Source organism: Pseudomonas sp. ZT5P21, assembly GCF_054897785.1.
The window spans coordinates 316,862-342,037 of the sequence record NZ_CM142705.1 but is presented as its reverse complement, the minus strand read 5'-3'; the positions used below and the strand labels follow the sequence as shown (position 1 = coordinate 342,037).

At 58.6% G+C, this 25,176-nt stretch carries 22 protein-coding genes and 2 rRNA genes; 9 read left to right on the top strand and 15 right to left on the bottom strand.

The window, feature by feature from the left end; translation table 11 throughout:
* Nucleotides 1-9: 9 nt before the first annotated feature.
* The gene (locus ACYZT9_RS01610; RefSeq protein WP_462008260.1) at nt 10-570 is read right to left on the bottom strand and encodes a YbhB/YbcL family Raf kinase inhibitor-like protein; all 561 of its coding nucleotides are present in this window, start codon (nt 568-570) and stop codon (nt 10-12) included.
* Between the two features lie 138 nt (nt 571-708).
* Here ACYZT9_RS01610 and ACYZT9_RS01605 point away from each other — a divergent pair, with 138 nt between their 5' ends.
* Nucleotides 709-2,235 carry an FAD-dependent oxidoreductase gene (locus tag ACYZT9_RS01605; RefSeq protein ID WP_462008259.1) on the top strand — a complete coding sequence of 509 codons (1,527 nt, stop codon included), beginning with the start codon at nt 709-711 and terminating at the stop codon, nt 2,233-2,235.
* 3 nt (nt 2,236-2,238) lie between these two features.
* Here ACYZT9_RS01605 and ACYZT9_RS01600 read toward each other — a convergent pair whose 3' ends face one another.
* From ACYZT9_RS01600 to ACYZT9_RS01585, 4 genes are all read right to left on the bottom strand, one after another.
* Nucleotides 2,239-3,744 carry a YdgA family protein gene (locus tag ACYZT9_RS01600; protein WP_462008258.1) on the bottom strand — a complete coding sequence of 502 codons (1,506 nt, stop codon included), beginning with the start codon at nt 3,742-3,744 and terminating at the stop codon, nt 2,239-2,241.
* 275 nt (nt 3,745-4,019) lie between these two features.
* On the bottom strand, nt 4,020-4,655 hold the full coding sequence (locus tag ACYZT9_RS01595; protein ID WP_462008257.1) for an NADH:ubiquinone oxidoreductase subunit N: 636 nt from the start codon (nt 4,653-4,655) through the stop codon (nt 4,020-4,022).
* Nucleotides 4,656-4,876: 221 nt separating this feature from the next.
* Nucleotides 4,877-5,122, bottom strand: coding sequence for a DUF2789 domain-containing protein (locus ACYZT9_RS01590; protein WP_462008256.1), 246 nt, complete (start codon nt 5,120-5,122; stop codon nt 4,877-4,879).
* Nucleotides 5,123-5,290: 168 nt separating this feature from the next.
* Nucleotides 5,291-5,752, bottom strand: coding sequence for an aminoacyl-tRNA deacylase (locus ACYZT9_RS01585; protein WP_462008255.1), 462 nt, complete (start codon nt 5,750-5,752; stop codon nt 5,291-5,293).
* 258 nt (nt 5,753-6,010) lie between these two features.
* Between ACYZT9_RS01585 and ACYZT9_RS01580 the strand changes: the two genes are divergently transcribed.
* Complete coding sequence (locus ACYZT9_RS01580) at nt 6,011-6,541, top strand: NfeD family protein (protein WP_462008254.1); 531 nt, start codon at nt 6,011-6,013, stop codon at nt 6,539-6,541.
* Nucleotides 6,542-6,543: 2 nt separating this feature from the next.
* Complete coding sequence (locus tag ACYZT9_RS01575; protein WP_462008253.1) at nt 6,544-7,302, top strand: slipin family protein; 759 nt, start codon at nt 6,544-6,546, stop codon at nt 7,300-7,302.
* Here ACYZT9_RS01575 and ACYZT9_RS01570 read toward each other — a convergent pair.
* From ACYZT9_RS01570 to ACYZT9_RS01550, 5 genes are all read right to left on the bottom strand, one after another.
* Complete coding sequence (locus ACYZT9_RS01570) at nt 7,299-7,874, bottom strand: hypothetical protein (protein WP_462008252.1); 576 nt, start codon at nt 7,872-7,874, stop codon at nt 7,299-7,301. The genes ACYZT9_RS01575 and ACYZT9_RS01570 overlap by 4 nt on opposite strands.
* Before the next feature lie 219 nt (nt 7,875-8,093).
* Entirely contained in the window at nt 8,094-8,960 is an 867-nt protein-coding gene (locus ACYZT9_RS01565) for an ABC transporter permease (protein ID WP_462008251.1), read from the bottom strand.
* Nucleotides 8,961-8,980: 20 nt separating this feature from the next.
* Nucleotides 8,981-9,841, bottom strand: a complete 861-nt coding sequence (locus ACYZT9_RS01560) for an ABC transporter ATP-binding protein (RefSeq protein WP_462008250.1) — start codon at nt 9,839-9,841, stop codon at nt 8,981-8,983.
* A 5-nt stretch (nt 9,842-9,846) separates the two neighbouring features.
* Nucleotides 9,847-10,872: an ABC transporter substrate-binding protein gene (locus tag ACYZT9_RS01555; RefSeq protein WP_462008249.1), complete on the bottom strand. Its 1,026-nt coding sequence runs from the start codon at nt 10,870-10,872 to the stop codon at nt 9,847-9,849.
* 18 nt (nt 10,873-10,890) lie between these two features.
* Entirely contained in the window at nt 10,891-11,778 is an 888-nt protein-coding gene (locus tag ACYZT9_RS01550) for a TauD/TfdA dioxygenase family protein (protein WP_462008248.1), read from the bottom strand.
* 230 nt (nt 11,779-12,008) lie between these two features.
* Between ACYZT9_RS01550 and ACYZT9_RS01545 the strand changes: the two genes are divergently transcribed.
* Nucleotides 12,009-12,374, top strand: a complete 366-nt coding sequence (locus ACYZT9_RS01545) for a tryptophan synthase subunit beta (RefSeq protein ID WP_462008247.1) — start codon at nt 12,009-12,011, stop codon at nt 12,372-12,374.
* A gap of 157 nt (nt 12,375-12,531) precedes the next feature.
* On the opposite strand, the gene lapD is transcribed toward ACYZT9_RS01545, so the two are convergent.
* Both lapD and lapG read right to left on the bottom strand, forming a co-directional pair.
* Nucleotides 12,532-14,478, bottom strand: coding sequence for a cyclic di-GMP receptor LapD (gene lapD / locus ACYZT9_RS01540; RefSeq protein WP_462008246.1), 1,947 nt, complete (start codon nt 14,476-14,478; stop codon nt 12,532-12,534).
* Nucleotides 14,479-14,492: 14 nt separating this feature from the next.
* Complete coding sequence (lapG, locus tag ACYZT9_RS01535) at nt 14,493-15,185, bottom strand: cysteine protease LapG (protein ID WP_462008245.1); 693 nt, start codon at nt 15,183-15,185, stop codon at nt 14,493-14,495.
* A gap of 199 nt (nt 15,186-15,384) precedes the next feature.
* Between lapG and ACYZT9_RS01530 the strand changes: the two genes are divergently transcribed.
* From ACYZT9_RS01530 to ACYZT9_RS01510, 5 genes are all read left to right on the top strand, one after another.
* Nucleotides 15,385-16,095, top strand: coding sequence for a GntR family transcriptional regulator (locus ACYZT9_RS01530; RefSeq protein ID WP_462008244.1), 711 nt, complete (start codon nt 15,385-15,387; stop codon nt 16,093-16,095).
* Between the two features lie 638 nt (nt 16,096-16,733).
* The gene (locus ACYZT9_RS01525; protein WP_462008243.1) at nt 16,734-17,510 is read left to right on the top strand and encodes a DUF3050 domain-containing protein; all 777 of its coding nucleotides are present in this window, start codon (nt 16,734-16,736) and stop codon (nt 17,508-17,510) included.
* Nucleotides 17,507-18,436 carry a diiron oxygenase gene (locus ACYZT9_RS01520; RefSeq protein ID WP_462008242.1) on the top strand — a complete coding sequence of 310 codons (930 nt, stop codon included), beginning with the start codon at nt 17,507-17,509 and terminating at the stop codon, nt 18,434-18,436. The genes ACYZT9_RS01525 and ACYZT9_RS01520 overlap by 4 nt, the downstream gene beginning before the upstream one ends.
* Nucleotides 18,437-18,449: 13 nt before the next feature.
* Nucleotides 18,450-21,866, top strand: a complete 3,417-nt coding sequence (locus ACYZT9_RS01515; RefSeq protein WP_462008241.1) for an amino acid adenylation domain-containing protein — start codon at nt 18,450-18,452, stop codon at nt 21,864-21,866.
* A gap of 26 nt (nt 21,867-21,892) precedes the next feature.
* Nucleotides 21,893-22,360 carry an SRPBCC family protein gene (locus tag ACYZT9_RS01510; RefSeq protein WP_462008240.1) on the top strand — a complete coding sequence of 156 codons (468 nt, stop codon included), beginning with the start codon at nt 21,893-21,895 and terminating at the stop codon, nt 22,358-22,360.
* A 147-nt stretch (nt 22,361-22,507) separates the two neighbouring features.
* On the opposite strand, the gene ACYZT9_RS01505 is transcribed toward ACYZT9_RS01510, so the two are convergent.
* The 3 genes from ACYZT9_RS01505 to rrf (ACYZT9_RS01495) all read right to left on the bottom strand — a co-directional run bounded on the left by ACYZT9_RS01505 (nt 22,508) and on the right by rrf (ACYZT9_RS01495) (nt 25,028).
* Nucleotides 22,508-24,388 carry a methyl-accepting chemotaxis protein gene (locus tag ACYZT9_RS01505; RefSeq protein ID WP_462008239.1) on the bottom strand — a complete coding sequence of 627 codons (1,881 nt, stop codon included), beginning with the start codon at nt 24,386-24,388 and terminating at the stop codon, nt 22,508-22,510.
* Nucleotides 24,389-24,690: 302 nt separating this feature from the next.
* Nucleotides 24,691-24,806, bottom strand: a 5S ribosomal RNA gene (rrf, locus tag ACYZT9_RS01500).
* Between the two features lie 106 nt (nt 24,807-24,912).
* Nucleotides 24,913-25,028, bottom strand: a 5S ribosomal RNA gene (rrf, locus tag ACYZT9_RS01495).
* Nucleotides 25,029-25,176 lie beyond the last annotated feature (148 nt).

Sequence of the window (25,176 nt, the reverse complement as noted above, 5' to 3'; positions counted from 1 at the left end):
AAAAAAACTTTAGCGATGATAACGCCGCACTACACTGCTGTTTTTCAGCACATGGCCTTTGATTTTTTCCAGCAACTGCGCGCGGGTCAGGCCGGCGGGCAAGGCGTCCGGGGCGAGGTCGAGGGCGTAGAGCTGGATGATGTAGTGGTGAGAGCTGTCGCCGACCGGAGGGCAAGGACCGATGTAGCCGGTGGTGCCTTTGCTGTTGCTGCCACTCACACCTTCGAGGGCGGATTTGGCGCCCACACCAGCCGGAATCTGACGGGTCGTGGATTTGATGCCGTAGTGAATCCAGTGATCGACGCCCAAACCTTTCTGTCCGTCCGGATCGTGCATAACGATGGCGTAACTCAAGGTGCCCGCCGGTGCGGCGGTCCAGCTCAGGGCCGGGGACTGGTTCTTGCCGCCGCAGCCGCTGGCATCGCTTGCCGCTACCGACGTGAACAGGCGGTTGTCCGTCACACCGGGCATGCTGACGGTGAAGCGTTCTGCGGCCTGCGCCGGAAACTGCGCGCAAAGCGCGACGGCGACGGCCGCCAGCCAAGGGTTCAGAGAGGTCAATCGGGTCATACCGGAGCACCTTGTGCGGGTGGGGCCGTGGTCGGCGTGCAAACTATAGCCGGACCGTTCGTGCGGTGGCAGTGGGAATTGGCTGAACCTCGGGATAAGCGCCAAACTCTTAAGTGAAACGCTACCTGGAGAGCGATCATGGCACTGCACCGCGTCGCCCGTTTTGCCGACGTGCCCGACAACCGTGGCCTGGAAGTCCGGATTGGCGACACTAAAATCGTCTTGCTGCGGGTCGGCGATCAATTGCGCGCCTATCAGGGCGAATGCCCGCACGCGGGAGCGCCGCTCGCCGAAGGCGCGCTGTGTCACGGGCGGCTGATTTGCCCATGGCACAAGGCCGCGTATCGGATTGAAGATGGCGCCTTGTGCGAACCACCGTCGCTGGACAGCCTCAAGCGCTATCCGCTGGAAATGCGTGAAGACGAAGTCTGGGTCGACGAAAATCCGCTTCCGGATGCTCACACCCCGCCGGCCGATGATGACCGTACGTTTGTGATTATCGGTGCCGGCGCCGCAGGCACGGCGGGTGCGGCGGCGTTACGCGAAAAGGGTTTCGGCGGCCGCGTGCTGCTGATCGACCGCGAATCTGACGCTGGTTACGACCGCACCGTGTTGAGCAAATTCGTGCTCGCCGGGGAGATGCCGCCAGAGGAAGTCCCGCCGCTGCGTGATGAAAGTTTTTATCGCGAACAACGCATCGATCGAGTCAACGGCGAAGTGGCGAGCCTGGATACACAGAACCGCACAGTGCGACTCAAGGACGGCCAGACACTGACCTATGACGCCGCGCTGCTGGCCACTGGCGGCACACCCAAACCTCTCGAGGTGCCCGGCGCCGACCTGCCGCAGATTTTCTTGCTGCGCTCGAAGGAACAGGCACAAAAGATTCTGACCGCCGCCCAACCCGGCCATCGTGCAGTAATCATCGGTGACAGCTTTATCGCGATGGAGTCCGCTGCGGCCCTGCGCGAGTACGGTCTGGACGTCACTGTTCTGGCGCGCCACGTGGTGCCCTTCGCCAAACAGTTCGGCGAAACCGTCGGCAAAGCGATTCTTGCCCGGCATGTGGCTCACGGTGTTGTGTTTATGACCGACAGCGAAGCCGCGCAGATTGAGGGCACCGACAGGGTTGAAGCGGTGAAACTGAAAAACGGCCAGCGTTTGCCAGCAGACCTGGTGTTGGTCGGTATTGGTGTCAGCCCCGCGACAGAGCCGTATACCGGACTGCCCATGGAAAAAGACCATTCATTGAAGGTCGACGGCGGGATGCGCGTGACCGAAGGGCTGTGGGCGGCCGGTGATATCGCGACCTTCCCGCTCAACGGCCAGCCACAGCGGATCGAGCATTGGCGGCTGGCGCAACAGCACGCGCGAATTGCGGCGTCCAATATGCTGGGCGGTGACGAGCATTACCTGGATGTACCGTACTTCTGGACTTACCACTTTGGCAAAAACTACGACTACCTCGGTCACGCCGAAGCCTGGGACGAGGTCGAATTCAAGGGCGATCCGTACCATCCACCTTTTATCGGTCTGTTCGGCAAGAACGGTGTGGTATCCGCCGCCGTCGCCTGCGATGAAGAGCGGGCGATGGCGATGCTGGCCGAGCGGATGAAACAGCCGCTGCCTGTTGACGAGGCATGGCGGCTGATTCGGGACGTCTAAGCGTTACTGGATGACGCCAGCACCACCGAGCTTGCTCATGATGAACCCGATGAATTCCTCGACGGTCATTTTCTGGCCGTTGAATTCCACCTGATTGTTGGCGTAATGCAGTTTGGTGACGATGTCATTGCCGTCCGCTTTGGCGAACTGCGTGCCGACTGCCATGGCGCCGAACATGTCAGCGGTGGCAGTCGCCTGATCGGCAATGACCTTGGCGTCGGTCTGACCGTCGATTTGCCCCTGGACGCTGAGTAAATCAACCAGCATCGGCTTGGACACTTTGATAGTGAGGTCCAGCAGCGCGATCAACTGTCTGGTCAATTGGTCTGGCGGCAGGTCCATGGATTGTGGTTTGGTCAGATCTAGCACCAGGTTGACGCGGCTTTCACCGTTGGCGGTGGTGAACGACAGGTTTTCCAGAGCGACCTGCGGACCGGCCGCCAGCAGTTTCTCCAGACCGGTTTTCACCTGTGCTTCCTCGGCAGGGGTCAAGACCAGCTCTGGCGCCGGCTCACCGGCAGCAGCAGCCTCGGCGGCGGCTTTTTCGTACGGCTGCAGTTTGGTTTGATAAATCTGCATCAACGACATCGTCGCCGGAATGTCGAGGTTCTTCAGGCTCATGGCCAACTTCGCGGAACCGACCGTCTTGCCGTTGAGGGACACTTCGCCGATTTTGTAATCGGCACGTCCGGAAGCGTTGGTGCCCGTTTCCTCGGTCTGGTTTTTCATTTCGAATTTCTTGATGCCCAACACCGACTGTTGCGCGCCGAACGTGGTTTTGCTGTCGGTCAGTTCGACGGTGTTCTCGCCGGTGTAGTAGCCATAGGTACTTTTCACCAGGTTGCTGGCGAGGGTAAGGCCGTTCAATTCGACTTTTACCGGTGCCTGGTTTTCATCGATGGTGGTCAGCGTGAAGTGGTCCATGTAGCCGTTGGCTTTGACTTTCTGCGCCTGGGCGTTGGCCGCGACGTCGAGGTTCAGACCGGAGAACTTCAGGTGGGACTTGTCATCCAGCGCTACGTCCAGCGGCAGCAATTCGAGGGTGCCGTTGGTGGCGTTGTCGTAGCCGATATTGACCACGCCGGTGAGCGGCGATTTGTCCTTGGCGGCGGCGAACCACTTCTCGGTGATCGGCGTTTTCTCCAGCTGGTAATGACTGGTAGCCATGACCGGCAGCCACTTCAGCGACACCAGACGCGAGAACGGCAGCGGGCCGTGTTCAATGTGATCGACGAAGAGTAATTCGGCCGGCGCTTCGCCGAACATCTCGCCCTCGCCCTTGAGGCGGTAGTGCGCCGTGCTGCTGAACACGTGGCGCTCAAGCGATACCAGCTCCAGCGACGCGGTGCCGTTGGCGCCGACCAGCGCGGCTTGCAGTTCCTTGTTGGCGTCGGCGATCGAAGTGTTCAGCACCCCTTCGAGCTTCGTCCCGGTGTACCAGGCACCGCCGGCGCTGATTGCACCGATGGCCACCACAATCCCAAGAAACACGCCTGCTGATTTATTCATGAATGACCCGATCAATGTCCGTTGTTTGAAGTCGTCTTCCTTGAACCCGTGACGGGTTCGGTCACGACTGCGCTGATAGTGCGATGGAGATTAGCACTGGGCGCACCGGGTGGCCCAATGTTTAAAGGTTAAAGAGTGTCTATGGACCGCGGGGAGAGTTTGAGAGTTTCAGTGTTCAACCATCGCCTTCGCGAGCAAGCCCGCTCCCACAGGTTCGGCGTGATCCTTGTGGGAGCGGGCTTGTTCGCGAAGGCGACAGAGCTGACGACGCAGAATCAGGAGTATTGGACTTCAATCTCATCCAGCTGATGATCAAAGCTCTTCATCCGTGCCGTCCATGTATACACCAGCACTTCAAAATCCCGATTGATCACCGCCCCGCCCGCCACGTCCGCGCGCGGGTCGCAGAAGTCCAGTTGATAGCGCTCGCGGGCCATGGCGGTAGCAACATCGGACAGTTCTCGGGCGTTGTTCAGCCAATGCCAGTCGTCCTCGGCCATTTGCTTGTCCAGCTCAAGACATTGCTTCTTCAGCGTTTCGAGGCTTTTTTCCAGCGGCGTGCCGGTGAGTTCGCCCATGACTTCCTGGAACGTGCGCCCCGGTTGCCAGTAACTACCCCAAAAGTAACGATCGAACACCGTTTCGACCCGACGCAAAGCGACCTTGGTGTCCCAGATCAGCACCAGGGTCTTGCCTTGTTCGAGTTGTCTTTTTTTGATGCGTTGGCCCTGGAGAGAAGCCCAGGCCACCACGACGATAGCCATCACGGCGATCAGCGCGATCGCGCTGTCGAGGAACACCAGCGCCTTGTCGATCTGATGGGCCAGCATGATGCCGTAGAAATAGGTGGCCGACAGCAACACCAATGCCGCAATAGCGCACCAGAAGCCGAGAGCATAAGGGTTTTTCATTATTAGAGTCCCCATGACCAACGCGAGCCTTGATCCGTGGACTGGCGTGGCTCGTGGTGCGTCAGCCCAACACATCAAAGCATAGCAACGGCCTCAGGGTTTGCCGGGGTTCGTGGGTTGCGTTCGTCCGCTTTCCCAGCCACCGCCCAGAGCCAGAAACAAATCGATCTGGCTCATGGCAACTTGCGTGTTGGCGGCAGGAATTCGAGCTTACAGATCATTTACACCCCTCGCCCCTTTCTAAGCAGCACGTCTAACTGATCCACCACCTCCGCCCAATCCGCATCATCCAGAATCTCGTCGCGCAAAAGCGATGCCTGACTCTGGGTCCAGAAAAAGGCGTCCGCCAGGTGCAATTCCGGTTTGAGCGGTGAATGGGTGGCGATGAACTGGTCGATGCTGACCGGATCGCTGTCCAGGCCGAGTTGTTTGAACAGGGAAGGGAGGCTGTGGGTTGGGGATTGCATGTTTTGCTCCTTGGGAATTTTGAATGATGGGTGACTACTGCGCAGTCATTCGCGGGCAAGTCGGATCGCCGCCCGCTCGCTCCTACACGGGAATTGCGGTCCATTGTAGGAGCGAGGCTTGGCCTGGGCGGCATGCCGACGAAGGCGTCAAAACTGACGCCCAAAAACTCAATGACTCAACTCACGCACCTCGGCATGCGGCACCATTTTCAGATACTCCGGCATGCTCATATGCAGCAGGTTGTTGTGGTTACCGGCCTCCAGGTAGATGTCATTCTGCCGGGTGAGCATCGGATCGATGACCATGTCCATGCCATAGGACTCACCCAACGCCGGCACCGCGCCGCGTTCGCAGTCTTCGAACAGACGCGCAAGGGTGCTTTCCCGGGTGATCTGCCACTCGCCGCTGCTGCGCACTTTGCTCAGGTCCAGGTGACGACTCGCCGGGAGCACGGCCATCAGGTAATGACCATGGTGATCGTCGAGGATCACCGACTTGGCCACCCGTTCGGCAGGAATGCCGGCAACCCGCGCCGTTTCAAGGCTGCTGGCCGAATGTGGGTGGGTGACGATATCAAATTCGCAGCGCGCCTTTTCCAGGCTGCTCTGCACGGTTCTTGCCATACGCATGATGCACCTCGGTGTCCGCAGCAACGTTCGCGGGCAATGGATAAACGTTTTCTCCACTGGAAAGTCTAGGCCCGCTGACGCCACCGCGCGGGAAATCTGCCCACTGGAACATCGTCGACAACTGAGCAAAATTCGTACAATCCACAGCTCGACTAGACTGAGTAGAGCGATGGGCGTTAACGGTAACGCAGGCTGTCTGTATCAGCGCGGTGTTCTCAGGCTCATCGCGAGCGAGCTCGCTCCTACAAGGAGGGTCACGTGAACACTCATTGCTGTGCAGTGGCGTTGCTGTTGGCCTTGAGCGGATCGGCGTTCGCGGCCGACACCATCGTGCTGGTTTCCAACCCCCTCGGGATCTGGCTGATCACGTTCGGCATCGCATTTCTGATCGCCGAAGCTGCCTTGCCCAATTACGGCGTCATCGGGTTGGGCGGGATTGTCATGTTCGTCGTCGGCGCGGTGATTCTGAGCAACACCGAAGTGCCCGTTCCGTTGATGATCGGCCTGGGTCTGATCAGCGCCCTGCTGTTGATATTCCTGGTGATCCACGCCCTTAAAACCCGTCCGCGCCAAACCGTCAGTGGCGATGCCGGGCTCGTGGGCAGCGTGGCTCCGGTGATGTCGTTGCAGCCCGGCAATGCCTGCAACGGCTGGGTGCACCTGCAAGGAGAAAAGTGGCAAGTCCTCAGCGCCACGCCGCTGGAAACCGGGCAACGGGTCCGGGTGGTGGCGCGCAAGGGATTACTGCTGCAAGTGGCCGCGGCTGACGCGGCGCCGGGTGGAGAATAACCATGGGTCTGCAACTGGGTTTTGCCGCGCTGCTGCTGTTGGTCATCGCGCTGGCGGGATCGACTTTTCGTATCCTGCGCGAATACGAGCGCGGGGTGGTGTTCCAGCTCGGCCGCTTCTGGCAAGTCAAAGGCCCCGGCCTGATCCTGCTGATTCCCGTGGTGCAGCAAATGGTTCGCGTCGATTTGCGTACCGTGGTGCTCGATGTACCGCCGCAAGATGTGATCACCCGCGACAACGTCTCGGTCAAGGTCAACGCCGTTCTGTACTTCCGTGTGCTCGATCCGCAGAAAGCAATTATCCAGGTTGAAGATTTCCTCATGGCCACCAGCCAGTTGGCCCAGACCACCTTGCGCGCGGTGCTCGGTAAACACGAGCTCGATGAGCTGCTGGCCGAGCGCGAACGGTTGAACATCGATATTCAGCAAGTGCTCGATGCCCAGACCGACGCCTGGGGCATCAAAGTGGCCAACGTCGAGATCAAGCACGTGGACCTTAACGAATCGATGGTCCGCGCCATCGCCAAGCAGGCCGAAGCCGAACGGGAACGCCGGGCCAAAGTCATCCACGCCGAAGGTGAATTGCAGGCCTCGGAAAAGCTCATGCAGGCCGCCGAAATGCTCGGTCGTCAGCCGGGCGCCATGCAACTGCGCTACATGCAGACCCTGAGCTCGATTGCCGGTGACAAGACCTCGACCATCGTATTTCCATTGCCAATTGAATTGCTCAAGGGGATGGCGGATTTGTCGTCGAAAGATTAATAAGCAATGCCCGCTAACTCAGTGTAAACGCCCAACGCTAACAGAGCCCAGATGCACAAACCCAAGCTAACCCACATGCCATTGGCAAACGTCAGCCTTGAGTTGGCTACACCTTCGGCGTCGCTTTCCCCATAGTTGATTGCGGTTTGCACATACACCAAACACGCTGTTTGCAAGAACAATGACAACATCGCGAGCGCGGTTTTTAAATATTGCTCCCACACCCAGACTTGCCCTGCACCTAAGACGCACGCGAAGATGAAAACCAGTGCAACGCTGCGGGGATACCAGGAATACCGCTGGCCCGAGACGACGATGCGACGATTAATCCGGGTAAACAGTGAGTGCACGAAAAAAATCAAAAGTATGGTCCGAACGATAGGCATTACTTTTGTTCCGGTCGCCGCGCGATAAAGCTTCCAGTTTTTATAAAACCAATAAATCAAATACCAGCCCTGTGTTGTCAGGAACAGCAATATGAACTTGCGTTGGCTCACGACATAAAAGGTCGGCTGCGCAGGCTCGGTCGCCTCAAGGCTCGAAATGGGGGTGGCATAGGATTCAGTGTTCACTGGAGCACCGTCGCGGTCAGGGGGGAAGCGGAAAATACTAACGCCCGTTCAGTGCCCCCCAATCCCACACAAATAAATCAGGACCGCTCCTACTTTTGTCTTCCTGCTTTCACTCAACACCGACCGTCAACGGATACATAAACACTGAATTTTTGTGTTGGCCGGGCCGGCCTCTTCGCGGGCAAGCCCGCGAAGAGGCCAGACCAGACGTAGCAGAATCTAACGCTGCATCCCCCACCGCTTAACCGTCACCCGCTCCAGCGAATCAAACACCAGATTCTCCACCAGCAACCCGATCAAAATCACCACCGCCAACCCGGCAAACACTTTGTCGGTGTACAGCTCATTACGATTTTGAAAGATGTACCAACCCAAACCACCCTTGCCGCTGGTAGCGCCAAACACCAGTTCAGCCGCGATCAGCGTGCGCCAGGCGAACGCCCAGCCGATTTTCAGCCCGGCGAGAATCGACGGCAGCGCCGCCGGAATCAGGATGAACAGCACGAAGCGCATGCCCTTCAAACCGTAATTTCGCCCGGCCATGCGCAGGGTTTCCGAGACGCCCAGGAACCCGGCATAGGTATTCAACGCCAACGCCCAAAGCACCGAATGCACCAGCACGAAAATCAGGCTGTTCTGCCCCAGCCCAAACCACAGCAGCGCCAGCGGCAACAGCGCAATCGCCGGCAGCGGGTTGAACATCGAGGTCAGCGTGCTCAGCAGATCGCGACCGAACTGCGTCGACACCGCCAGCGTGGTCAGGGCGAATGCCAGCACGATGCCGATCAGGTAACCCTTGAGCAACACCACCAGGGATATCCACACTTTCTCCAGCAATTCGCCGCTGAGCAGGCCGCCGTACAGCGCGCTGGCGGTTTGCACAAAACTCGGCAGCAGCAGGTCGTTGTTCTGAATGCGGGCCACCACTTCCCACAGCACCGCAAGCAAAATCAGTATCAGGCTTTTACGAACCCATCCCTGTTGCCATAGACGCTGACCGAGGGGTAATTCACGCTCCAGCGGTACGCTGGTCAATGGCTGCAAAACGGTTTCAAACTCTTCACGCGCAGATGAAAACTGGCTCATCGGGCACTCCTCTCAATGGCTCAGTAAGCGATGCGAATGTCGGAAAAATCCAGCTCACGCTCGGTTTCCGGTGACTGACCTTCATCGAACAACAAGCGATGAATCCGCCGCGCCGAGTCCTGAAACGCCACGCCGCCAAGGCTGTGCAAATCGTATTGATGGCTGTGGACTTCCGCCCGGACCCGCCCCGGATGCGGCGACAGCAACAGAATGCGATTGCCCACCACCAGCGCTTCTTCGATGGAGTGCGTGACGAACAGCAGCGTGAAGCGCACTTCTTCCCAGAGCAGCAGCAATTCTTCCTGCATCTTGCGGCGGGTCAGCGCATCGAGTGCGGCGAAAGGTTCATCCATCAGGAGGATTTTCGGTTGCATCGCCAACGCCCGAGCAATCGCCACGCGCGCTTTCATACCGCCGGACAACGTGTGCGGATAGGCATCGGCAAACGCCGCCAGACCGACCTTGTCGAGGTAGTGCAGCGCCCGTTCTTCGGCCTCTTTACGCTTAAGGGTTTTCGAGGCCAGCAGCGGAAACATCACGTTCTGCTTGACCGTCTTCCACGGCGGCAGTTGATCGAATTCCTGAAACACCACAATCCGGTCCGGCCCCGGCGCGCTGACGGTTTGCCCTTGCAGGCGAATCTCGCCCTCGCAAGGCTGGATGAACCCGGCAACCGCCTTGAGCAACGTGGATTTGCCGCAACCGGACGGCCCCAGCAGCACAAAGCGGTCCGCCGGATCGATTTCAAAACTGACTTGGTGAGTTGCCCGAACCACCCGCTGCGGCGTGCGGTATTCGAGGCTGACCTTGTCGACCGACAGCAGCGCCTGAGCTGCTGCGTTCGATTTGCTGACCGTGTGGCCTTGCAAAGGGGCGTTCATGTTGGTCAGCTCCCTTGCAGCGGTTTGGCGTCCTGGAAGAAATAATCCTTCCATGAATCCGGTTTGTTTTTGATCGCGCCGACGCGGTAGAGGAACTCGGCGAGCGGATAGGTATTTTTCGGCGTGACGCTGAACTCGAACTGCGGGTTATCGATGATTTTCAACAGCGCAGCGCGATCGATTTTTGCCTTGGTCACACGAAGGTAGGTATCGGCGGCGGCACCTTTATCGTTCTGCGCGAACTGCGCGGCTTCGGTCAGCGCCTCGACGAATGCCTTGTAGGTTTTCGGGTTCTCGTTGCGGAATTTCTCCGTGGCGAACAGCACCGTCGGCGAGTTCGGGCCGAGCAAGTCATAGGTGTTCAGCACCACATGCACGTTCGGGTTGGCCAGCGCCTGATCCTGGAACGGTGGGTTGGAGAAGTGCCCGGTCAACTCGGTGCCGCCGGCAATCAGCGCTGCTGTCGCGTCAGGGTGCGGAACGGCGATGGTGTACTTGTCGAGGCGATTGAATTCCTTGTCGCCCCACTGCTTGGCGGCCGCGTATTGCAGGAATCGCGACTGCACCGACACACCCACCGCCGGCACCGCGATGCGGTCCTGCTCGGTGAAGTCGGCAATGGTTTTGACTTTCGGATTATTGCTCACGAGGTAGTACGGGAAGTTGCCGAGGGAAGCGACGGCTTTGACGTTCTGCTTGCCGTGGGTGCGGTCCCAGATGGTCAGCAGCGGACCAACGCCGGCGCCAGCGACATCAATTGAACCGGAGAGCAACGCATCGTTGACCGCAGCGCCACCGGAAAGCTGCGTCCAGTCGACCTTGATGTCGATGCCTTCCTGCTTGCCGTACTTCTCGATCAGGTTTTGATCGCGCACCACGTTGAGCAGCAGATAAACGATGCCGAACTGCTCGGCAATGCGGATTTCACCTTCGGCGTGGGCCACGGTCGGCGCCACCAGGCTGCCGGCGATCAGGCTGAAACCCAGGCCGATAGCCGCAGCCAACGGTGCAAAGGGAAGACGTTTGGACATGATTCAATCTCCGAAAAATCAGAAAGGCGCGTCGCCCTGGATGGTGGTGCGATACAACTTGCGGCGTAGATGACTCGGGCATCCGGCGGCAAGGTGAATCAGCGAGCGGTTGTCCCAGAACACCAGGTCGTTGGGCTGCCATCGGTGGCGGTAAATGTTGTGCGGCAGCACGCTGTGGGCGTAGAGCTCATCGAGCAGTTGCTTGCTCTCGTCTTCCGGCAAACCGACGATGCGGGTGGTGAAACCCTCGCTGACGAACAACGCCTTGCGACCATTTTCCGGATGCGTGCGGACGATCGGGTGGACGACTTCGGCGACTTGAGCCAGTTGCTCTGGCGTCAGGGTCGGGCGCCAGTTGCCTTCGAATTTGGTCTCGCTGTAACGCGCGGTGTAGGAATGTGCAGCCGAGCGACCTTCGACCGCTTTGCGCAGCGCCCCGGGCAGGTTGTCCCAGGCTTTGTGCATGTCGGCGAACAAGGTGTCGCCACCTTCGGACGGCAATTCCTGGGCGTGCAGCATTGAGCCCAGGCTTGGCAATTCTTTATAGGAGAGGTCGGAGTGCCAGAATTTGCCGGCGTCACCGAGGCCAATGGATTGGCCGTTTTCTATGATGTTGGAAACGATGAGAATTTCCGGGTGTCCGGCCAGCAGGAACTGCTTGAGCACGTGGATCTGCAAAACGCCGAAACGGCGGCTGAAATCGATTTGCTGTTCGGGGGTAATGCGCTGGTCGCGGAACACCACGACGTGATGATCCAGGTGCGCGCGGTGAATGCGGGCGAAGTCCTGGTCATTGACCGGGCGGGACAGGTCGAGGCCGATGATTTCGGCACCGACGGCGCCGCTGAACGGACGGATCTCGAAAATTTGCGGCGCGATGCTTTGAGTTGCAGAGACGACAGACATAAATCACTCCCACGCACGGCACGCTCAAGGGCGCGCGCGTCGATCAGAAACTCACGGAGGTCCCGTGTTGGTTCGTGTCGTGCGGCGCGCCGATTGGTCGGCAGGTACGCAGGAGTCTGACTTTATAGGTATAAGAACTTGAATTTAAATACCGTTAGTGAATAACCATATGGCTTATTTCGCCTATGCTGCTGACAGGATGACGCTGCTCAACGCTTGAGGGACGCTCGATGTTCTACGTGCAACGCAATGCAGATGGCCAACTGATGCGCGTGGAAGCCGAGGCCTATGCCGGATCCACTGAAAGCCTGCCCGCCGATCACCCGGATCTTCAGGCCTGGTTCGCCAGCGAAGTCATGGCCACCAGCCACAAGCAACTGCAGCAAATCAGACAGCTCAAGCAGTTGAAGCAGAGCGACCTGGACATGATCCGGGTACTGGATGATTTGATTCAGGTGCTGACTGATAAAGGCGTGATCCGCGTCACCGACCTGCCGGCCGCTGCGCAGGCCAAACTCATAGACCGGTCACAGGCCCGGGAGGCGTTGGGTGGGTTGAGTAATCTGATCGGGGATGATGAGTCGGGGTTGATCTAGGCCTGAACATTTTTGTCGCCCGTCCGGACGCCTTCGCGAGCAAGCCCGCTCCCACATTAGATCTTCAGCGAACACAGCATTTGCCTAAATCCGAGATCCAGTGTGGGAGCGGACTTGCTCGCGAAAGTGCCCGTAAATGCGCCTGGGTTTCGGGTTCCTAACCCCAAGGCTTCGGCTCCCCAAACAACCGCCCCTGCACACCATAAACCCCCATCTCGCGCAGCACTGACAGCTCCCCTTCGGTCTCGACCCGCTCGGCAATCAACGGCAGATCAATGCTGTGCGCCGCACGCTGAATCGCTTCGATAAACAAACGCTTGTCACCCTCCTCATCAATAGCGCGGATGTAAACGCCGTCGATCTTCAGATACGCCAACCCAAGCCGCGCGAGGTTGCCGATCATGCTGAAACGTCCACCAAAGTGTTGCAGGCTTAACGAAAATCCGATTTTTCGCAGGCGTCGCGTCAGTTCTTCCAGCTTCGCTTGCTCCGGCAATTGTTCCTCGCCGATTTCCAGGGTCAGCCGCGGACCGAGGTTGGAATGCGCGTGCAAAATATCGAAAACTTTGTCCAGCGCCTGCGGATTGCTCAGCGTCGCCGAAGACAGGTTCACCGCCAGCGATGCTTCATGATCGGCCATTTGCTCGAGCACTCGCTCCAGCATCAGGCGATCCAGCCGAGCAGCCCAGCCGAAACGCTCGAGCCACGGCAGGAATCGACCGGCAGGAATCGCCTGACCCTGCTCGTCGATCAGGCGGGAAAGTACTTTGTAATGCAGCACCAGTGTCGTGTCCTGGCTCGCCACCACCGGCTGGAAATAGAGCTCGAACCGCCGCTGATTCAGCGTCTCATCAAGCAAGCTGTGCCAGGCATGATGATCATCGCCGACGTCCGCCGACGCCGTGTGATTCAAGCAGACCCACCTCGAATCGCCCTGGCCTTCGGCCTCCGCGAGCGCCTGATCCGCCAGCCCGAGTACCGCTTGCGGTGAGTCGCCATAAACAAATGGCGCCAGCCCGATGAAGGCCACTGCGGCCACATCGGTGGCGCCGGTCGCATGCAGGCTCGCTAAGGCAGTGTCGAGGTTTTGCGCCAGTTGCAACGCTTCGGCGTGCACCAGCCCCGGCGCCAGCACGGCGAATTCGCCGCCGCGGATCCGCGTGACGAGGTTCAGCGTTTCGGGGTATTTGGCGCACTCGCGGGACAGCTGCTCGCCGACCGCGATCAACAATTCATCGGTGTGTTGGCCGCCCAGACGCTGATTCAATCCAGCGAGATCCCTCACCCGAAGCAACACCAGATAACCTGAACTCGCCTGTTCCGGATCACTCACCCGCGCATTCAGTTGCATCTCGAAATAGCGCCGGTTGGCCAACCCGGTCAAGGTGTCCAGATAGGACTCGTCGCGCAATTTTTCACTGCGCTCGGCCTGTTCCTGAAACAGCGCCTTGAGCTTCTCGACCATCTGGTTCATGGCCTGCACAACGCGGCGCAATTCAGGTGTGCGCGGCAGGTCAGGCAGGCTGAGGAATTCCCGGCGGGCGATGGCGTGGGATTGCCGGACCATGTAGTCCAGCGGTTTCAATTGCCGGCGCAGCAGCAACGCGCCCAACGCCGCACTCACCGCGCCACAGAGCAGCAGCCAGCCGAGGCTGCCCAAGGCGCTCTGCCAAAGCTTGGCCAGCGCGAACATCGGGTGGCTGACCACTTCGACCCGCGCCGCCTGCTCCCAGCCACGGCTGACAATCGCATCGCCGCCCGCCGGCTCCAGACCGATCAGTTTGACGAACCAGTCCGGCACGTTGTTCACCGCCGGAATACCGCTGCGCTCGACCAGAGTCTTGTCGTCCGATAGATCGACGACGCGGATGCTCGCGTAATAACCGCTGTCGAAAATCGAGCTGACCAGCAACTCGACCATCGCCGGATCGTCGATGTTCGGCGTCAACGACAGCGCCAGCGCCGTCGCGGCGTCCTGCGCGTGGGAGCGCAACTGGTTGACGTACTGGGTGCGCGAGCTCTCGAGGCTGACCATGAAGCTGCCGGTGAAGGCGACCACCAGGAACAGACAGATTGCGATCAACAGCTGTTTGAACAAAGACATCTGAGCGCGTGCTCCTAGTTAATCGTCTCGACCGGAAAACCTTCCGCCTGCATTTTCTTCAACACGTCCTGCCAACGGGACAAGCGTTTGGTGTCACCCACTTTTTTGTTGCCCTTTGCACCAGGCAACCACAGCCCTTGCGCATTGAAAGCGTAGACCGGCAGCAGATCGGTTCGTTGGCTGGCGGGTTTGATCGCATCCATCAGGCTGTCGAGCACCAGCGGCATGGCCTCGGGGCTGGCGTAGTAAGTCAGCACCATGTGCGCGCGGTTCAGGCTAACGGCCTTGACGTAGGTGATGCGTAGCTTGTCGCTGGAAACGCCGAGGTGGCGCAGGCTGAAATACTTGGCAATGGCGTAGTCTTCGCAGTCACCGGCGCCCTTCCACAAGGCTTCGATCGGGGTTTCCCAATAGTCGACCTCGTGCCACAGGTCGATGTCCTCTTCGTAGCGCATCTGTTTATTGAAGAACAGGTTGATCACGTTGAGCTGCTCCAGCTCGCTGATCTGCTTGCGCGTGGCCAGCAACTGCTGCCAGGCATCAATGCGCTGCTGCCCTGTGCCCAATGGCCCGTACAATGCCTGCGCCTGGCGGCTGATCAGGGAAAAATCCCAGTCGGCATGCAAACCGCCCGGCATGACACCGGCCAGCAGCAACGCGCAGCACAGCCAGCGCAAAGTCCGAGGGATCGCGAAACGTACCGCCAATGCGAGGCATCCAGGTAGGCAGGTGGAATCGAATGATGGTGAAGGGTAGCCGGTTAAAAAGACAATGGCACGGTGAGATCACCAGGAGCGCGCTAAACTTTGGGGTGTGAGCTGTTTTCTGGCGTGTTTGACAACCTGACAGGCAGTCACTAGTGTCCTCTTGGATCCAAATTTTTTCAGTCAATCAGGGTGCGTAGTAGTGACACAGAAACCCAACCCTCTCAGCAGCATCAAGGTCAACGGTCCGATTCCCGCACATGCGGCCCGCTCCGTCATCGAGGAAACCCTGCGCGCCGCCATTCTCGACGGCCGTATTCCTTGCGGCACAGCCCTTCGCCAGCAAGACCTGGCCGACCTGTTCGGGGTCAGTCGTATGCCGGTCCGTGAAGCGTTGCGCCAGCTCGAAGCGCAAGCGCTGCTTAATGTGGTCGCCCATAAAGGTGCGGTGGTCGCGCCATTGGTTCAGGGCGATGCCGCCGAAACGTACGAGTTGAGGATCCTGCTGGAGTCCGAAGCACTGCGCCGGTCGATCCCTTTGCTCACCAGCGAGGACTTTGAGCGGGCGGCCCGCTACATCGACGAACTGGAGACGGAGCACGACTACACCGAGATCGGCCGGCTCAACCGCCTGTTTCATATGGCGATGTACTGCAAGGCACCTAATCGTCGGCTGTTGAAACTGGTCGAAGACGGGTTGAACGAAGAAGAACGCTTCCTGCGCTTCAACCTGGAAGCCATGGGCCTGGGCAAACTGTCACAGGAAGATCACCGTGCGCTGTTACGCGCAGTGCAAGACCGCGCCATCGAGCGCTCGGTGAAGTTACTCGAACATCACCTGAACCGAGGCGTCGAGGTCATCACGCGCTACCTCAATAGCCCCGAAGCACAAAGCAGAAAAACCTCGAAATAAATCATACCGGCAACCGGAGCGAGCAGATCAACCTGCTCGCCTGCGCTTGCCGCGCCTGCGTGTCCGTTATTCCAAGCCAGACAATTGCATCGACCGTATGACGCGTCGGAGATAGCGGCTGCTCTGATTTACGCTCACTCTTGGCCTGCCACCAAATAATAAACGGGTGACGTACCGCATGAGCGGCGCAGTCCCCGCATCAAGAACCTACGGAAGGAGTCTTGTCACGGGAAAGGAAGCATCGGCGTCCCGGCCAACTTCCACCCCTTAAATCACACTAACGATCACCCTTAGAAAGTTGCTCGAGTGAGGCATTCACTCTTTATTTCGATTTTGACTTATATAAGTCGGAAGGAGCAACTACGCCCAAATAAAACTTAAACCAAAAGTCTTATAGGAACTTGTCGCGCCCGCGAAAGTTAAACTTAAAAATAGTATAAAAATGACTTGCCCGGAACTTTATTCGTGTATTAGCTTTTCTCCGCCACCACTGGATACCGGATGCAAGCTCGCAATAACACGACCTACAAGCAACTAATACCGATCAATTCATTTGAGGCACTTGCTCGTCGTCAGAATACTTTAAGCGCCCATCATTTATTGATCTCACCCCACTTCGGATCACTTATAGGCTCGCCATGAAATTGACTAAAGACCGTCTTAATCAGAAGAAAGCAGAACTTAGTGCTCACCCAATTTTTTCTGAAATACATTCGCTTTCGGTGCTCCAACGCTTCATGGAAACCCATGTTTTTGCGGTGTGGGATTTCATGTCGCTGACCAAGCGCCTTCAACAGGAGCTGACCTGCGTTCAGTTGCCCTGGCTGCCGCCGAAAGATCCGCAGGCTGCCCGACTGATCAACGAGATTGTACTAGGTGAAGAGTCCGATGATCGTCCGGCCCACGGTCATTACAGCCATTTCGAGTTGTATCTGGATGCGATGCGCGAAGTGGGTGCCAGCACCGCTGCCGTCGAGCGCTTCGTAGCCTTGCAGCAAGAAGGCGTGAGTTACGACGTGGCGTTGCAAAGCGTGGACGTCGACCCGGCCGCTGCGACATTCGTGCGCCACACCCTGCACACCGCGCTGCATGCGCCACGCCACAGCGTTGCGGCTGCGTTTCTGCACGGGCGCGAGAGCGTCATTCCGCAGATGTTCCAACGCATTCTCGACGATTGGGGCATCGGCATCGAACAGGCGCCGACCTTTCGTTACTACCTGGAGCGGCACATCGAAGTCGATTCGGAAGATCATGGCCCGGCAGCGGAAAAACTCCTCGCGCGGCTGGTCGATGGCGATCCGCAGCGGGAAGCAGACGTCTACGCCAGCGCCCTGGCGGCAGTGGAAAGCCGCATCGCTCTATGGGACGGCCTGCGCCTGAGCATGAGCGAACCGGTGGCGGAGGTGAACGCATGAACGCCGCCGACTACCAATCCTTCGCCGATGCCTGGGAAAGCCACGCGACCATCCGCACCCGCCCGCGTCGCGTGCTGGAAAACGACGAAAAGCTGATCTACCCGCTCAGCCGTCAACCGCTGGTGTTGAGCGAAACCTTTCTGCGCGAATGCCCCGAGCAACGGGATTTCGCTCTGGTGCAGACGCTCTACAAATTCATTAACGACGTGGTGATTTTCGAAACCGAGATCGTCGACAAAACCGCGCGCAGCATCGCCAAGAACCGCTTTGCCGTGGCCTTCCCGTTCGCCTGTCGTTACGACGCCATGACCGTGGTGGTGGACGAGGATTACCACGCGCTGGTCGCAATGGATTTCATGCAGCAAACCGTCGCCATGACCGGCATCACGCCGATCGAGTTGCCGGATGAAATCGAACTTAGCCGCGCCATTCCGGCCGCCGTGGCGCTGGCACCGGAGCATTTGCGCAGCGCCGTGGAATTGATCTGCGTGGCTATCGCGGAGAACACCGTGACGGGCGACGTGGCGGCATTCGCCAAGGACGATACGGTCAAGCAATCGATCAAGGGATTGATGGCCGATCACTTGCTCGATGAGGGCCGGCACTCCGGGTTCTGGGCACGTATGGTGCGCATCTACTGGCACACCGCGAGCGAAGATGACCGTCAATGCATCGCGCAGATTCTGCCGGTGTTCATCGGCCATTATCTGACCAACGACATTCAGAAATCCTTCGACTTCCGCCTGATCGAGTTTTTGCAGATCAGCGATACCGCGCGCCGCGCTCTCAAGAGCGAAGTGTCGGGGCTGGCCTTCCCGATCAACCGCCATCACCCACTGGTCGCCAACATCGTGCGGTTTTTCCACAGCAGTTCGCTGCTCGATTCGCCGTGCGTTCAAGCAGCCTTGAGCGACTACCTGGTTTAACGAGGGACACATCATGAGACGTCTCGACATCCTGCTCATTGGGCAGAGCCAGGCCCTGACCGACCTGGCGCTGGAACTTGAACAACACGGTCATTCACTGACGCGGCTGACGGCCCTCGACCAGCCGCCGTCGGGCAATGCTGATCTGCTGATTGATGATGCCAGTCTGCCGTTTCAACCGTTGAGCGATACACCGCGACTGACATTGCGCTTGGGTGTCGGCGTTCCAGGTGACTCAGGTTTGCCGCCGCTGGATCTACTGTGTCTGCACGGTTCGACGCTGCTCACGCGCGTGCCGATTGCCGATGAGCCTTCGGGCAACGGTCAGGCGCTGCGTCGGCGAGCGGTGGCGGAATTGGTGGATCACGCAGCATTGCTGGTCAGTCGCTTTTCCCGGGATGCGGACTATTTTCTGCTTGCTACACCTGCGACTCCCGTTCATTTCGAACAGGTGGAAAGTCTGCCATTTTTAGACAACCTGGCCTTCGTCCACCGTCTCAATGCGACCGCTGAACCCGGCCTGCTGCAACTCGCTCAGGTGCCGATGATTGAGCGTCTTCAGCAGCGCCTCATTCAGTCCGCCGAAAGACCAGCGCTGAACGTTGCAGGCACCTCCCTCAGCTATCGCCAATTGCACGCTCACAGCCGCGCCATTCAGCAGCGACTGCAACCGTTGCTCGAACACCACGACGGGCCGCTGGTGGTCGGAATCTGCCTGCCAAAATGCTGCGCGTTGTATGCGGGGATATTGGCGATTCTCGGCAGCGGCGCGGTGTACCTGCCGCTGGAGCCGAGCCATCCATTGCAGCGCCAGCAATACATTCTGTCGAATGCCGGCGCCGTGCTGTTGCTGCATGACGGGGAGCATCCGCTCGCGGGTGAGAGGCTCAGTCTGAACATCAGCGCCATCGACATTGCGGACGTGGACCTTGATCTCCCGTTAATGCACCGGCGCCCCGATCTCGATGCGCCGTGCATGGCGCTCTACACCTCGGGCACCACCGGACATCCCAAAGGCGTGCTGCTCAGCCAGGCCAACCTCGCGCATTTCACCGCGTGGTACGCCGACTATGTGCAACTGACCGAACAGAGCCGCGTATTGCAGTTTTCATCATTGAGCTTCGACTCGTCGCTGATCGATATCTTCCCGACGCTGCTCCAAGGCGCCGAGCTGACCGTGCCCAGCGACGATCAACGCCGTGACCCGTTGCAACTGGTGGAACTCATCCGGCGTCAACAGTTGAGCCATGCGTTTTTGCCGCCCGCCTTGCTGAGCATTCTGCCGCTGGATCAGTTGCAGATACTGGATCACGTGATGACCGGTGGCGATGTCTGTGAGCCCTATGTCATCGAGCAACTCACCCGTCAGGGCAACCTGTACAACCTGTATGGCCCAACCGAGGCCACGGTGCTGATCACCGCGCGGCAACTGCGCACCGGCGACAGCAATCGTACCCTCGGCGCGCCGATCGCCAACAGTCAGGTGCTGATTCTCGACGAGGATTTTAAGCCAGTGACCGAACAGACCGTCGGCGAGTTGTACATCGTTGGGCCGGGTGTGTGCCTGGGCTATTTAAACAATCCGCAGCACACCGCCGAACGCTATTTGAACCTGTGCCTGCCGAACGGTAAGCGTTTGCGCGCCTATCGCACCGGCGACATGGCGAAGTGGACCCGCGCAGGCATCGAGCTGTGCGGACGCCGGGATAACCAAGTGAAAATTCGTGGCTTTCGGGTCGAGCCGGAAGAGATCGAACGCTGCCTGCGCGACAGTCAGCTGTACCGCCAGGTGGCGGTGGTGATCGACAGCCAACGGCGGATCCTTGCCTTCCTCGCCCAGCCTCAGGAAACCCGACCGGGCGCCGCGCGCGAAGCGCTGAAGGCGCACGGCATTCGGTTTTTACCCGACTACATGCAGCCCACCGCCTGGACCGAACTGACGAGCATGCCGTTCGCCAGCAACGGCAAGGTCGATCGCAAAGCCCTGTTGAAACTGCCCGTCTGCATTGCCGAAAACGTGTCGCGGCGTTTGCCTGCCAACGCCGATGAAGCGCTGCTGCTGGAGATCTGGGCCGAGCTGCTGGAGTTGCCGGCCAGCGATATTTCTACCGACGAAAGCTTCTTCAATCTGGGCGGCCACTCGATCCTGCTGTCGCGCATGCTGTTGCGTCTGCGTGAAGAGTTCGGGCGCAGCATCTCGATCAACCGCTTTATCGAACTGCCCACCATTGCAAAACTGGCGACGCTGGTGCGCGGCTCCGGCACCGAAGAAGTACTGAGCGAACAAGCCATGGCCGATGCCTTCCGCGAACTGGAGGTGCAGCCGCTGCCGGTGAGCCGCATGGGTGATGTGCACAAGGTGATCGTCACCGGCGCCAACAGTTTTGTCGGCGTGCACATCGTCGAGGCGTTGCTGGCCTGGGGTGCCAGCGAAGTGGCTTGTCTGGTGCGCGATGGCGGCGGGCAATCGGCGGCAGACCGCTTCGCTCACGCGTTGCGGGAAAACCGTCTGGAGCATCTGGATCTGAGCCGGGTGCGGGTTTACGCGGCGGACATCACACGTCCCTCACTCGGGCTCGCGATGGATGTTTACGAGCGTCTTGATCGCGAGTTCGGCGCGCTGGTGCACAACGCCGCCAACGTCAATCACGTGCTCGATTACGAGTCGCTGGCGCGGGACAACGTCGAACCGATTTTCGAGTGCCTGCGACTGTGTGAAGGGCGCAGTAAAAAGATCTTCAATTTCGTTTCGACACTGTCAGCGTCGAGCTCGATATCCGACGACGGCCGGGTGCTTGAACTGCCCGCCGCGCAGACCCCGCCGATCTACATCAAGAATGGCTACAACCTGTCGAAATGGGTCGGCGAACGGATCCTCGAACGAGCGCGGGAGCTTGGGGTTCGGGTGAATGTGTATCGTCCCGGCAACATCAGTTTCAACAGCCTCACCGGTGTCTGCCAACCGCACAAAAATCGGTTGATGCTGATGCTCAAGGGCTCGATCCAGCTCGGTCAGGTGCCGGAGTTCGCGCTGAATTTCGACTTGATGCCGGTGGATTTTCTCGCCCGTTTCATCGCGTTCCACGCCAGTCGCTATTCAGCGGAAAAAGCGGTGTTCAACCTGCACAACCCCGAACCCTTAAGTTGGGACGATTACGTCGCGTCCTTCCGTGAGGCCGGCCGGACATTCTCCATGGTCAGCGTTGCCGACTGGCAGCAGCAACTGGGCCGGGTCGACAGCGACAACGCGCTGTTCGGTGTACTCGGCTTCTACCTCAACGGCTTCGAGGAAGACATCGGTGACATCTCGATGATCGGCCACGACAACGCCCAGGCCGGTGTGCGCCAGATGGGCGCGCGCTACCCAAAAAAATCCCCGGCGCTGCTGCGTCGTGGCTGCGACTACCTCAAAGAAATCAACTTCATCTGATTCACTCAACCCAATGGAGCAAGACCATGAGCATTCTGAAACCCGATACCCTGATCAAAAACCCTGATGGCTGCCACGTCGTGTCTTCAGTGGACGTGCCGGCTGATGCCACGAAAGTCTGGGCGGTGGTCGGCAACTTTGCCGGCTTCGATCAATTCATCCCGGCGCTGTCGCACATCGAGACGACCGGCGAAGGCGTGTCTTCGTTGCGCAAGAAATTCTTCAAGGACGGCAACCTGGTGGTCGAGCAACTCAACTCGCGGGATGACCAGGCATTGAGCATGACCTGGACTACGATCTACAACACCTTAGGTGTAGCAAATTTGTGGGCGGCGATGTCGGTTGAAGCGCTGGGTGAAGGCAAGTCCCGAGCGACCTGGACCATTATTGCCGAACCGGCTCAGGGTAGTGCCGAGGCGCTGCCTGGGTTCAAGGCTTTTGTGCAGGGGTTTGCGGATGATGCGATGAATAATGTGCTGAAGCTTTTTGCGTAGGGGTTCTGTTCTGCGGTGACTGAGCCGCTGCTTTCGCGAGCAAGCCCGCTCCCACTGGTTGACCGCGTTCCTTCATAAGGAATGCGGTCAACCAGTGGGAGCGGGCTTGCTCGCGAATGAACGATGACGCGGTAGAACTAAACAAAATCAAATCTTGAAGCTATCAACCAATTGCTTCAACCGATTAGCCTGCAACGACAATGCATCACAATCCTTCAACGTTTCATTGAGGTTGGCCACGCTCTGCTGGTTCAGCAAATTGATCTGGTTAACGTCGACGTTGAGGGTTTCCACCACCGCAGTCTGTTCTTCAGTCGCCGCGGCCACCGACTGGTTCATGCCATCGATTTCGCCGATGCGCTGGGTCACACTGACCAGGCGCAAACCCGCCTGATTCGCCACTTCAACGCTCTCTTCACTGGATACCTGACTGGCGTTCATGGTGGTCACCGCTTCGCGAGAACCGATCTGCAACGAGGTGATCATTTTGTGAATCTCCTCGGCCGATTCCTGCGTACGATGAGCCAGATTGCGCACCTCGTCTGCCACCACGGCAAAACCACGCCCGGCTTCACCGGCGCGGGCCGCTTCGATGGCTGCGTTGAGGGCGAGCAGGTTGGTTTGCTGGGAGATGCCCTTGATCACGTCGAGAATGTGCCCGATGTTGTCGGTGCTCGCATTAAGGGTTTCGATCTGTGTGCATGACAGGCTGATTTTCTGCGACAGCTCGGTCATGGCCAGAATGGTTTTTTCCACCACCTGACGACCGTCATCCGCCTGCTCGCTCGCGCTGCTGGCGTGCTGCGAGGCATCGGCGGCGTTGCGAGCGATTTCCTGAGTCGCGGCACCCAATTGGTTGATCGCCGCCGCCACACTGTTGGTGCGCGCACTTTGCTCATCGGAGCCGACGATCGAGGCGTTGGACGAAGCCATGACCCGTTGCGACAGGTCATGGACCTGGCGAGTGGCCGACGACACCTCGGAAATCGACGCGTGAATCCGCTCCACAAACTGGTTGAAAGAACCGCCCAGTTCGCCGAATTCGTCTTTGCTTTCCACGGCCAGTCGACGGGTCAGGTCACCCTCGCCCTGGGCGATGTCCTGCATCGCTCGACCCATGGTTGTCAGTGGGCGCATCAACACGTTGATCAACAGGCTCAACAGCCCTGCAATCACGGCCACGGCGATGAACATCGCGACCAACGCCGAGGTGCGGAACTGGCTCAACGGCGCGTAGGCCTTTGCCTTGTCGATCGACAGACCGATGTACCACGCCGCATTCGGCAAACCGTTGACCGGGGTGAACGAGAGGATGCGCTCCTGGTTGTTCAGGGTGACTTGCTGATTACCCTTCTCGATGCGTAGGCTCGCGTTAGGGTAGATGTCCTTCAGGTTTTTCATGACCTGGTCTTTATCCGGGCTCACGATCACCTGACCGTCGGCACTGACCAGAAACGCGTGACCGATGCCGCCGAAGTCCACCGAGTTGATGATCTTCACCAGCGTTTCCAGACTCAGGTCACCGCCGACTACGCCGAGCAATTCGCCGTTCTTTTTCACCGGCATGGCGATGGTCACGACCAGGCCACCGACGGCGGCCATGTAAGGCGGGGTCAACATGGTTTTGTCAGCGACAACTGCTTGCTTGTACCAAGGCCGCTGACGCGGGTCATAGCCGTCCGGCATCTTCGCGTCCGGGCGCTGGGTGAACACGCCATTGGTCTGGCCAACGTACGTGAACTGGAAATTCGAGGTGAAGGCCGGCTGATCAACCAGACCCGGCAGATCGGCATTGGCGCCTTGATGAGCGACATTCTGCGCGAGGTTTTCCAGGACCAGCACGCGGCCGCTCATCCAGTTATGCACACTGCTAGCGGTAAGGTCACCGGCCTGTTGAACAGAGGATTCGAGGTTTTGCCGAATGGTATTTCGCTGCAGATAGTCGTTGTACAAAGTGAACAACGCAAAAGCCAGCACCACGACGCCGGAGGCGGCCAACAGGATTTTATGGCTGAACTTGAGATTCATTTCATGGGACTTCTTATGCAGAAAGTGGGGATGCGGTCCGGGTTGCAACATTCCATGTACAGCTCGAGCGGCGTTCTATGACCGCTCTACTTTGGTGCACGCATGTCTCATCAGTCTGTCGGCACAAACGAGATAAATCTTAGAGATATGTGTGAAATGGTCGGCCGTTGCGTCAGATACCTGCCAAACGGTGCGATAGAGCGCGTGAGGTAGCATTCGTGTGGAGGGCGATTGGGCTTTTTAGTGAGCCCGAAACGACAAAACCCCTGTCTGCGTTAGCAGACAGGGGCTTCGGAATTTAATCTTGACGATGACCTACTCTCACATGGGGAAACCCCACACTACCATCGGCGATGCATCGTTTCACTGCTGAGTTCGGGATGGGATCAGGTGGTTCCAATGCTCTATGGTCGTCAAGAAATTCTGTGACCAGCCCGTTACGCGGTAACGTGCCAGCAAAATCGGTGACTTCTACTAAAACAAAACCCCTACCTGCATACGCAGATAGGGGTTTCGGAATTTAATCTTGACGATGACCTACTCTCACATGGGGAAACCCCACACTACCATCGGCGATGCATCGTTTCACTGCTGAGTTCGGGATGGGATCAGGTGGTTCCAATGCTCTATGGTCGTCAAGAAATTCGGTAGCCAGGTCGTGGGCCTTTGCAGGTTCACGCTCCAGCGAATGGGTATGCGATAGTTTGGTGTTTTGCGAGTCTCTCGAACTTTCGGTTCGTGTCGTCTTCACACACCGCAATCTGGCCTCTTTCGAGTTCACAAATTGC

Excerpts from the sequence above, each read along its gene's own strand:
- ACYZT9_RS01610 (WP_462008260.1), bottom strand. The coding sequence starts at position 570 with ATGACCCGATTGACCTCTCTGAACCCTTGGCTGGCGGCCGTCGCCGTC.
- ACYZT9_RS01605 (WP_462008259.1), top strand. The coding sequence starts at position 709 with ATGGCACTGCACCGCGTCGCCCGTTTTGCCGACGTGCCCGACAACCGT.
- ACYZT9_RS01600 (WP_462008258.1), bottom strand. The coding sequence starts at position 3,744 with ATGAATAAATCAGCAGGCGTGTTTCTTGGGATTGTGGTGGCCATCGGT.
- ACYZT9_RS01595 (WP_462008257.1), bottom strand. The coding sequence starts at position 4,655 with ATGAAAAACCCTTATGCTCTCGGCTTCTGGTGCGCTATTGCGGCATTG.
- ACYZT9_RS01590 (WP_462008256.1), bottom strand. The coding sequence starts at position 5,122 with ATGCAATCCCCAACCCACAGCCTCCCTTCCCTGTTCAAACAACTCGGC.
- ACYZT9_RS01585 (WP_462008255.1), bottom strand. The coding sequence starts at position 5,752 with ATGCGTATGGCAAGAACCGTGCAGAGCAGCCTGGAAAAGGCGCGCTGC.
- ACYZT9_RS01575 (WP_462008253.1), top strand. The coding sequence starts at position 6,544 with ATGGGTCTGCAACTGGGTTTTGCCGCGCTGCTGCTGTTGGTCATCGCG.
- ACYZT9_RS01565 (WP_462008251.1), bottom strand. The coding sequence starts at position 8,960 with ATGAGCCAGTTTTCATCTGCGCGTGAAGAGTTTGAAACCGTTTTGCAG.
- ACYZT9_RS01560 (WP_462008250.1), bottom strand. The coding sequence starts at position 9,841 with ATGAACGCCCCTTTGCAAGGCCACACGGTCAGCAAATCGAACGCAGCA.
- ACYZT9_RS01555 (WP_462008249.1), bottom strand. The coding sequence starts at position 10,872 with ATGTCCAAACGTCTTCCCTTTGCACCGTTGGCTGCGGCTATCGGCCTG.
- ACYZT9_RS01550 (WP_462008248.1), bottom strand. The coding sequence starts at position 11,778 with ATGTCTGTCGTCTCTGCAACTCAAAGCATCGCGCCGCAAATTTTCGAG.
- ACYZT9_RS01545 (WP_462008247.1), top strand. The coding sequence starts at position 12,009 with ATGTTCTACGTGCAACGCAATGCAGATGGCCAACTGATGCGCGTGGAA.
- lapD (WP_462008246.1), bottom strand. The coding sequence starts at position 14,478 with ATGTCTTTGTTCAAACAGCTGTTGATCGCAATCTGTCTGTTCCTGGTG.
- ACYZT9_RS01525 (WP_462008243.1), top strand. The coding sequence starts at position 16,734 with ATGAAATTGACTAAAGACCGTCTTAATCAGAAGAAAGCAGAACTTAGT.
- ACYZT9_RS01520 (WP_462008242.1), top strand. The coding sequence starts at position 17,507 with ATGAACGCCGCCGACTACCAATCCTTCGCCGATGCCTGGGAAAGCCAC.
- ACYZT9_RS01515 (WP_462008241.1), top strand. The coding sequence starts at position 18,450 with ATGAGACGTCTCGACATCCTGCTCATTGGGCAGAGCCAGGCCCTGACC.
- ACYZT9_RS01510 (WP_462008240.1), top strand. The coding sequence starts at position 21,893 with ATGAGCATTCTGAAACCCGATACCCTGATCAAAAACCCTGATGGCTGC.
- ACYZT9_RS01505 (WP_462008239.1), bottom strand. The coding sequence starts at position 24,388 with ATGAATCTCAAGTTCAGCCATAAAATCCTGTTGGCCGCCTCCGGCGTC.